Origin of the sequence: Atlanticothrix silvestris CENA357 (assembly GCF_016056295.1) — a bacterium.
GTDB classification, from domain to species: Bacteria; Cyanobacteriota; Cyanobacteriia; order Cyanobacteriales; family Nostocaceae; genus Atlanticothrix; species Atlanticothrix silvestris.
Genome location: NZ_JAECZB010000003.1, coordinates 166,295 through 175,896, shown reverse-complemented (window position 1 = coordinate 175,896; position 9,602 = coordinate 166,295). Strand labels below are relative to the sequence as shown.

The window sequence follows — 9,602 nt, the reverse complement described above, 5'->3', positions numbered from 1 at the left end:
GATGTAGTTTCCTCTCCCGGAATCCGCGGAGTTTCCCCAGTGGGTGTAGATGTAGTTTCCTCTCCCGGAATGCGCGGAGTTTGTTCTTGTTCCGTTTCAGAGACCCTTGGCTGTTCTAAAGGTACTGATGGAATACTTGTTGGTAATGGCTTTCCTTTTCCCAATTCAATTTGCTGACGGCGGTTCCAAGGGAGATCACCAACTGAAATTGTTGGTATTGGTGTTGGTGTGGGTTTGGATTTATTTGTCGGTGTCGGTTTAGGCGTGGAAACTATTTTTTGAGGAAATAGTGAAGTATTAGCTTGAGAAACTTCAGTTTTGCTATTCCTGTCTCCTGCCTCCTGTCTCCTGCCTCTTGGTGAGGTATTAGCTTGAGAAACTTCGGTTTTGCTACTGTCGAGGATAGTGTTCTCAGAACTTATTGCATAGGAATTCTGATTTTTAGGCGTGTTTTGTGCTTTTTGCGATAAACGTGATGGTACAGACTGTTGCGACGAGACTAATGGCTTCGGTGTAACTTTTTTAACTGTTGATTTTGGTTTGGCTTGAGGAGAAATTTCTACAAATTCAATAGGAACAGCAGTTTGGCTTTGCTGTGGAAACCACGGTTTAAAAACATTAGATGAGCGCAAGAACCAAAAAACCAGTAAGTGCAAGGAAACTGAACTTATGGTTACAACAATCCACAAACTTGGTGGGTCAGTGTGTCGTCTCCAGTCCTCGGCTGAAATGGGAGTTTTGTCTGCAACCGATGTTGTCATATAAATTTGAAACCAGATATGATTCGGTGCTTGTGCTGCTAACGATTTAAGATCCAGTTTAAATTTTAGCGATTAACTATTAATTCTGGCGTGACAGCAAAGGTGAGAACTGTTTCATCTACTCCCTTGAGTTTTAGCGGGCTACCTTTAGTAATTTCTTCGTCTTGCAAATAATCTGCCACAGCAGCAGAAACCAGGATAGTGCCGGGAATTGCAGCAGATTGTAATCTAGCAGCAATATTTACACTAGGCCCAATGGCTGTATAATCAGCACGTTCAGCACTACCGAACATACCTACAACTGCTGTACCTTGGTGAATACCACAGCGGAACTGTACGCCACTAAGTCCATCGGAGTCAAATATACCTTGGTCGCGCCAACGTTGATTTAATACAGCAAGTGAGCGTTGCATTGCTCTTGCTGTATTGACAGCACGTCGTGCCTGTTCGTTGGGGGTGAGTTCTTCTGGCGCTCCATATAAAGCTAAAATAGCGTCTCCCATAAATTTATCTACAGTACCGCCATTGTCAAATACAGCTTTAGTCATTGCTTCTAAATATTCATTTAGTAACTCTGCCACTCGTCGCGATCTGAGTGTATTTGCTAGCTGAGTAAAACCAACGATATCGCTAAATAAAACTGTAATTAAACGCGGTTCTGGGCGTAAATCTAAAGTCAAATCTCCAGTTGCGGCTTTTTGCACTAATACAGAAGGCAAAAATCGCTTGAGTACCGATTCTGTTAGATAAGTATTTAGCTCCAAAACTCTTCGTTCATTGGCTTTTAAAGCTAAAAGATTCCTAACTTCTGCTAGAAGTTCCCGATCATTAAACGGTTTTGCTAAATAAGCATCTGCACCATGTTCAGTACTTTCGATGCGAGTTTCTTCGTCAATTTTTGCTGTGAGTAAAATTACTGGTATCCCTTTCAGCTTTTCCTCATTACGTATCATCCGAATCATTTCTAGCCCTGTTACCAAAGGCATCATTAAGTCAGTAACAATTAAGCTGGGTAAAACTTCCTGAGCTATTTTGAACCCTTCATCACCATTACGACCTGTCCGGACTTGATAGCCGTTACGGCGGAGTATATCAGATACGTAAGTTCGCAAATCTGGGTTATCGTCTACAACTAAAATAGATTGTTGAGTGCTTGTTGAGGGTTGAGTGCCAGAATCGGGTATTAAGTCTTTTTTAGTAATATTTTCAATATTGTCTGTGGTTGGCTCTACCAGTTCTAAATCAGCCAATTCCACGCTAGCGCGACTTGTGTTCAGTTCAACAGGAGTTTCTAATACTTGTTGTATGGGTAAATGAGAATTTCCAATAACCAGCCATAAAGTAAAGGTAGTACCTTCGCCGTAAACTGATTCTACAGTTACTTTGCCGCCATGCAATTCTACTAATTCTTTGACTAAAGCTAAACCCAGACCACTACCTTCATAAGAGCGATTCTCTGAACCTTCAGCTTGGCGGAAACGCTCAAATAAGTGAGGAATTTGCTCTTTAACAATACCGATTCCTGTATCTTGTACTTGCAATATGCAATGATTTTCTGTGGATTGAAGTTTGATGCTGATTGTGCCTCTCTCTGGAGTAAACTTCATGGCGTTTGACAGTAGGTTATAAACTACTTTGTCAAATTTTTCCATATCTAAGTAAACTTTAGGACATTCATCCATCTCAGTAACAAGATGCAATTCCTTTTTTTCACAGTAGGGGCGAAACGACTCAACAATTTGACTGATAACTTCGACTAAATCACAAGGACGGAAATTAGGCTGCATCCTCCCAGCATCCAGACGTTGTAGATCTAGTAGTTGGTTTACCAGTCTTAGTAAGCGGCGGGAGTTACGTAGAGCGATCGCACTTTGGGCGTAAGATAATCCTTCACCAGAACTTACTGCTGACTCTAAAGGCCCTTGAATCAAAGTAATGGGAGTACGGAATTCATGGGAAATATTTTGAAAAAATTCGGTTTTTTGTTTATCTAGCTGTAACAAACGTTCAGCTTGCTCACGAGTTTTTTGGTACAGGCGTGATTGTTGTACAGCGATCGCTGCTTGAGCTGCTACTGCTTTAGCCAACTGGATATCAGATGTTACCCACTGTCTTGCTTTGTTTCCTTGCCGCAGAGTAATACTACCAATGCATTTGGCATCAGCCAATAAGGGGACGACCATGAGCGATCGCGCTGGCATTTTTAAAGGCAAATCAAACCCTTTAATTGCTGAGGAACAATTACTCATATCAGCAATTACCACCGGCTCATGTGTTTGCAAAATCTCTTGCAGGATGGGATTTTCCTTTATAGGTGCTTGAGAATGGGGTAATTCTTGAGTTACAATATCATGATTGCTACTTAAATTTTTCTTTTGGGCTGGCGCTTGGGTATTCTCAAAATGTTGAGAACTGTCATATAAGCCCACACAATGGACAAACTCATCTTCTTCTGTCCATAAAGACAATATACAGCCATCTACTTGTAAAGCTTGTCCCAGTTGATGAGTAATAGCCGCAAAAATATCTTCAGGATCTAGGCTAGAGCGAATTGCAGTAGTAATTGTATTAATTAAACCTTCTCGCTTGGCAAGGGCACGTACCTGTTCGTAGGCATAAGCTTGAGACAAAGCTAAAGCAGCTTGATCCGCTACCATCAATACTAATTGCACTTCCTCCTTGCCCCAAATGCGTGGCTGGTAGCATTGGTGCAATGCCAACACTGCCATCAATTCTTGTTGACAAATTAGGGGTACAACTAAACTAGAGTAGATATTAGCGATAGTAAAAGCTGCTGCTCGTTGACGTAATTCGGGCGTTTCGCCTTGGAGGCGATCGTCACCTATTACTTCATGAATTACCTGAACTTCGCGGGTTTCCCAAACTGTTTGAGCTAGCAAAGAAGAAGAAGGAAAAATAGATGAAGAAGATGTTACTTCCCTATCTTCCTCTACTCCTTCTACCGTCTCCTTGTAAACCTTCTGGTAAATGAATCCTTCATCCACCAACTGTTCATCTTGAAAGGGACGTAAAAGGCAGACATCTACTTCCAACATGTGACCGACTGTATCAACAATTGCTTGCAAAATTTGTCGATAGTCTAAGGCACTGCGAATTGTATTTGTAACGGTATTCAGCAGTGATTCCTGGCGTAGTGTGCGGGTCAACTCACGGGTACGGGCTTTAAGGACATTGTGGGTATCTAAAGCTTGGCGTACAACACCTTTGAGTTCCTCTGCTTCCCACGGTTTTGTTACATATTTGAATACTTTACCAGCGTTGATTGCTTCCACTAAATCTTCGACATCAGTGTAGCCAGTTAAAATAATTCGGATAATATCGGGATATTGAGTAGCTGTCAGGCTCAAAAATTCTGTACCGCTCATGATTGGCATCCGCTGATCAGAGATGATCACTGAAACCTCTCCTTCTTGCGCCAGTAAATCCAGTGCTGCGGGGCCAGAGGTTGCCCTCAGCACCTGATAGTCGCGATAAAAGGTGCGGTAAAGCAAGTCAAGGTTGTCTGGTTCATCATCAACAACCAAAATTTTGGGCTTACTGTTTACTTGGGATTTCATGCACCGCTTTCCTGCTGCAACAGCAGTTGGGTAAAGAATAATCTGATCAGGTGGGAATGTTTCTGAGTCAGGTAAGAGCAGAGCATTTCGGCCAATAAGGCTGTTTGGTTACATGACTGCTGAGTGTAAAAGCATTTACTCACAGTGATTTGCCTCAATGGCTTGTACTGATTGTCAATTGCTCTAGTAAAGGGCAATTGAGATCAAAATCAGTTTCCGTTTTATAAAGCTGGTACTTGCTTGCCAAATCTCTCCTCACTTCCGGCGATAACTGTTCAATAAGGTACACAGCCTTTAAGACTGGCTGAAAAAACCACATAAAGCTGCATATTAAGTTTTCCCGTTGCAGCTGTTGCACTAACACTTTCTGGTGAATTTTATTTATGGCATTCATTTGGTATAGTCAGCAATATAACAACAATCAGATTTAAAGCCAAAGTATACTATTAGACAAGTACCCCTTTCCAATTTAGCAACTAGAAATATGAGTGATAGCAGTGGCACGAGCTAGGAAATTGGGAATTTTTACCTCAATACCAGATTTATCCGAAACTCAGTAAATTGCTAGAGCATCGAAACTGGTATTAGTGTAGCGGCAATTTCCGAAATCATTAAGGACTGCAACAGAGAACGTTTAAGAGGGATTGGATACCGAGTATTGGAAAAATAATGAGCTTCAAGGATGTCAGCAAAAAAAGCCGGGGAGCAGGCAAGATAAACCCAAACCTAAAGGCGGTGGCTTAGGGTAAAGACAAGACATTTTATTTATCTTACTGACTCATCTAAAAACAAATTTTTCCCTTTTTTCCATGCTCCTATACCTGTTTAAATCAAGAGGATGTCTTTGAGTAGGTTTTAGCAACAGGAGCAGAACAGCCAGTAGCGATATTGCCCGTCTCTATAATGCTTATAAAATAAAGAAATAGACTTAAAGCTCTTGAAAAGAAGCTTATAGGTTTTTGGAGTGCAACCTACCAACTCTTGTACTCTGTTGGTTTTGCTAAACCAACTGCTAAATTTTAATGCTACTGTAATTTCAATGTTTTAGGCTGATTTTAGTTTTCATATAGCTCATGCAATGTTCTAGGATATTTGAAAATATTTTCGTTGAATTTCATCAATACTGAACTAATCTTGACATCCTGGTTTTTTGATCCATATTACCAAGAGCGAGTGGCAGCTGCCGAACAAGCTCCTTGCGAATTCCAAATTCGTGCGGCTACACCTGCTGATTTTAATGGTGTTGCTCAAATCATTGCTGAAAGCTTTCACTCCCAAGATGGTTTGTGGGGATGGGCTTTTCCCTTACTACGTTTAGGAATTTACGAAGACCTCAGACATCGCCTGTTATCACCAGCACCCCATCAAGTTTGCTTGGTAGCTGTTGATATTACTAACACGACTCACAAATTACTAGGAACTGTAGAACTAGGTGTGCGCTTTACTGATTCGTGGATGCAAGTTGGCAGAAGTTTTCCTTATATTTCTAATTTAGCTGTTCACCCTAAATATCGTAGGCATGGTGTGGCCTCAGGATTACTTACTAGCTGCCAACAGGTCTCCCAAGAATGGGGGTTTCACGACTTGTATCTACATGTTTTAGAAAATAACTGTCAGGCACGACAGCTTTATTTCAAGCTGGGATATAAGGTAGATAAAGTAGAGTCTAATTGGAATCCCTTCCTTCTCAGACGCTCTCGTCAGATATTACTACATAAGCCTTTGAGTGCCGAGTCGATTTAAGAATAGAGCCAAACTCAGCTTTTAAAGTATTTTCTAATGCTAAATCAGTGTTGCAATCACTCTTAAGGCTAACTACTAAGTTAATTCCTATGAATTATTTTATCATTACCTTGCCTAGATATACAATTTACAGCTTGGACAATCTGGGCAATACAGTATATGAATTTATTTAATTTTAAAAAAAGAATAAAACTATAGGTAAATAAAAACTATCATCTATTTTTTAGCTTAATTATTGAAGCTATGATGTCAAACCTCCTTGGTTTGATTATTGCCCCTCATTACTTCACTCAATAATCTTACTTCATGCTTAGCTATGCGGCGTTTACCTGAAGCTTCTATCTGTTAAAATCCTTAATATAAGTCGGTTTAGCTATTCAACCAATGTTTTGTGTCTCACCTTCATAGTCTTCATATAATTATCCTTACAAAATATAAAAAATATAGTCTGCTCAAATATTTTGACTCTTCCATAACATATTATGTTGATTTATTTAAATGGCTAAAAATGTAAATTTTTCAAATGATTAAGAATAGACTATAATAAAGTTATTCAGTAGAAATACACTGGATAAAAAATTAATTCCTCATGATAACTTTGTATTTAAGATATTCGTCTTTATAAAAACTTTAATAAAATTAAACTTTAATTTGGAGACAAATCCGATTAGATCTCATAAAATATGATTACTCAATAATAATTGCCTAAATTACTTGGGAGATGCCTATTTATTTATGTGTCAGTTCAAATTGACCGATAAATTCTTGATAATAAGGCAAATTAAAAATCTGGATTTAATTTAATAGCAACCACCCTTTGTAAGTGCATAAGACTACCAAATTACTCAAAAATTTAAGAAAACATGGATAGCGAAAAGCGCCAACGCTATCGAACCGCTATGGTATCAACTTATTACCCTGACACAAGTTTCCTTCATCATCTTGTCATGCCAGATGGAACTGAGCAATCACCTGGCTCGGATATACTTACAACTCTGCACAGTGGAAAAATTTTCATTGTCAATAGTCGTAAACGTAATGGGTTAATACTTTTTAAGCGCTACCATGCAGAATTTGCTGGGCCAGGAGCTGCGGTTGGCGGAGATTACGATTGTGATTGCCAAAGGGTGTTGTCTATAGGAAACCTATCTTTGTTGACTCCCGAATCTTATGAGGAGCGCCAAAAGGCTTACTTGATTAGGCGACAATGGATTCGGTTGATTAAACAAATTACAGAAAACCCTATTCCCCAGCAGAGAGTTCAGAAAATTTTAGATCAATTTGAACAATACTTCCCGCCAGAAATTGTGGCTAATCTTCCTGATGCTGCCTTTGCCCTTTTAGTTGGTGTACTACCACAAACCGTGGGATTAGTTCGTCGTATAGGCAACGATGTAAACTGTAGGCTTAATTACTAACTACATTCCTAAGAGTTTATGGCTCAAGTAATTATTACAATTGTTTAGAGTGTATTAATTTAACTTGACATTATAAATAAAATTTAAGATTTCAAATTTGCCAAAACAGCTTGTACTCGATTCAGGGTACGAGTGTTCTCCTCAGGCGCACCAACTGTAATTCGTAATCCTCCGCTAATCTCGCGTACAAGAGTACCAAGTTGCCTGAGTTGAGAGTGAATATTTTTCACAGTAGCATCTTTGGGGTGAGAGATATTTAATTTAAGACGCAGGAAAATAAAGTTAGCAGCACTTTGGGTGAGTTGTAATGTTGGGTCATCTGATAAAACTTTGATGAGCTTGGCTCGTTCATTCAGGATTTGGGGAATTGACTCAAGCAAAAGTTGGCGGTTTTGCAAAGCAACTAAGGCTGCGGCTATTGAGAAGCTAGGAAGATTATAGGGTAAGCGGACTTTTTCTAAAATAGCGATCGCTTCTGGATGGGCAACACAATAGCCAACTCGAAGAGCAGCTAACCGGAAAGCTTTAGAAAAAGTACGTAGTATTACCCAATTCGGATGCTGTATTAATTCTCCAACTAAGGTATTTTGGCTAAATTCAAAGTAAGCTTCATCAATTACCACCAAAATCTCTGCGCTTAGACTTTTTAACCATGCTAACTCTGCCGCTGTGAGAGCATTAGCAGTAGGAGAATTAGGATGCACAACGAAAACCACCCGTATTGGAGGATTTTGAGTTTGTTCTATGGCAGATTGTGCAGCCTTTAAGTCAATTTCAAAATTTTCTTCATTTCTACCCACCCCTATGACAGGAATACCCAAAGTTTTGGCCAAAATTCCGTACATAGAGAAAGTAGGATTGGCAACTAAAATTGAACCTTCTCCCCCTAAACAAGTAGCGATTAATAAAGAGCGAATCAGTTCATCTGAACCATTGCCAACAGAAATATTCGCAGCAGTAAAAGAAGATGCTAAAAGAGCAGCTGACTCATTAACGTATTCAGCGATCGCATCTTTAAGTGTCTCATGTCCACCATCGGGATAACGATTTGTTTCAATTACCTGCTGATATGTCCAGGCCAGCTTTTCTTTTAACTGAGGTGGCAAATCATAGGGGCTTTCATTCGTATCTAGTCGATCTAGTTGCGTGGGAACTGGTTCGGCGTTATCGCTGCTAGGGTGGGGCTTATAAGCTGTTAATTGAGCTAAATCTGAGCGAATGAAAGGAAGCATAGTAATTAATTGTCAGTTGTCAGTTGTCAGTTGTTAGTTGTCAGCGATGCACTGACTTGTACTGAGCGCAGCCGAAGTAGCTTGCGTTGCCCTGAGCTTTGCCGAAGGGTCGAAGTGTTGTCAGTTGTTTATGTTTGACTACTGACTAAGGACATTAGTTTAGAATTTCACATTTTACAGCTTCAATGTAACTGACAAAAGAGGCAAATTGCTTGCCAAATTTCTTCCATAACATTACCCAAACCATGATCACTATCGAGTTCAACTAATTCTACCCAAGGACGTGATCTCGCAAAGTCTCGACTGGCTACAATCGGAATCACCTCGTCTTGTTTTCCATGCAAAATTAAGGTGGGAATGGGAAGTTGTAAAATTTTCTCTTTGTATTGAGTCGCATCTGTTACGAAATTGTAACTTAGAGGCAGCGATCGCCTTTCCCCATAGTGGTAGATCATGAGATGCTTTTCTTGTTGCCAACGCTGCAACTCTTCATCTTTTAGCTTAGGCAACCAATGGGATAAAAAGCCAAAAGCTGGTGCTAGCAGCACAAGACGTTGTACTTGCGGGTATTTTTGCCCCAAATAAACAGAAGTTAAACCACCCAAACTTGAACCAATTAGCGTTACTGGTAGAGAATCATCAGGAAACTCTAATGCAACTTGAGTTAGCTGACGAGTAATAGTCAATTGAGAAAAGTCGCCAGCGTTTAAATCGGGAATTTTTAGTTTTGTCTGTATTTTAGCAAAGCGATCGCCTATGTCTTGCGCTTTGGCAGATTTAGGGCTGGAAGCAAAGCCGTGGAGATAAATGTATTGCAAGGCTGTAGATAGTTAGTAATAAGTGCTGATAAAAGTCTTTTTTGGTTGCACT

Annotated in this window: 5 protein-coding genes and 1 pseudogene; 2 read left to right on the top strand and 4 right to left on the bottom strand. The window is 39.9% G+C overall.

Going from position 1 to position 9,602, the window contains the following annotated elements; all coding sequences use genetic code 11:
* Both I8751_RS02950 and I8751_RS02945 read right to left on the bottom strand, forming a co-directional pair.
* Nucleotides 1–761: pseudogene (locus tag I8751_RS02950) on the bottom strand (hypothetical protein); the annotation flags it as partial.
* A gap of 65 nt (nucleotides 762–826) precedes the next feature.
* A complete protein-coding gene (locus tag I8751_RS02945) occupies nucleotides 827–4,339 on the bottom strand; it encodes a response regulator (RefSeq protein WP_214437666.1) in 3,513 nt (1,170 codons plus the stop codon).
* Nucleotides 4,340–5,473: 1,134 nt separating this feature from the next.
* Between I8751_RS02945 and I8751_RS02940 the strand changes: the two genes are divergently transcribed.
* The gene (locus I8751_RS02940; protein WP_214437665.1) at nucleotides 5,474–6,082 is read left to right on the top strand and encodes a GNAT family N-acetyltransferase; all 609 of its coding nucleotides are present in this window, start codon (nucleotides 5,474–5,476) and stop codon (nucleotides 6,080–6,082) included.
* A gap of 863 nt (nucleotides 6,083–6,945) precedes the next feature.
* Complete coding sequence (locus I8751_RS02935; RefSeq protein ID WP_214437664.1) at nucleotides 6,946–7,500, top strand: hypothetical protein; 555 nt, start codon at nucleotides 6,946–6,948, stop codon at nucleotides 7,498–7,500.
* A gap of 83 nt (nucleotides 7,501–7,583) precedes the next feature.
* On the opposite strand, the gene I8751_RS02930 is transcribed toward I8751_RS02935, so the two are convergent.
* Both I8751_RS02930 and I8751_RS02925 read right to left on the bottom strand, forming a co-directional pair.
* The gene (locus tag I8751_RS02930) at nucleotides 7,584–8,732 is read right to left on the bottom strand and encodes a histidinol-phosphate transaminase (protein WP_214437663.1); all 1,149 of its coding nucleotides are present in this window, start codon (nucleotides 8,730–8,732) and stop codon (nucleotides 7,584–7,586) included.
* 182 nt (nucleotides 8,733–8,914) lie between these two features.
* The gene (locus tag I8751_RS02925) at nucleotides 8,915–9,550 is read right to left on the bottom strand and encodes a YqiA/YcfP family alpha/beta fold hydrolase (RefSeq protein ID WP_214437662.1); all 636 of its coding nucleotides are present in this window, start codon (nucleotides 9,548–9,550) and stop codon (nucleotides 8,915–8,917) included.
* Nucleotides 9,551–9,602: the final 52 nt, after the last annotated feature.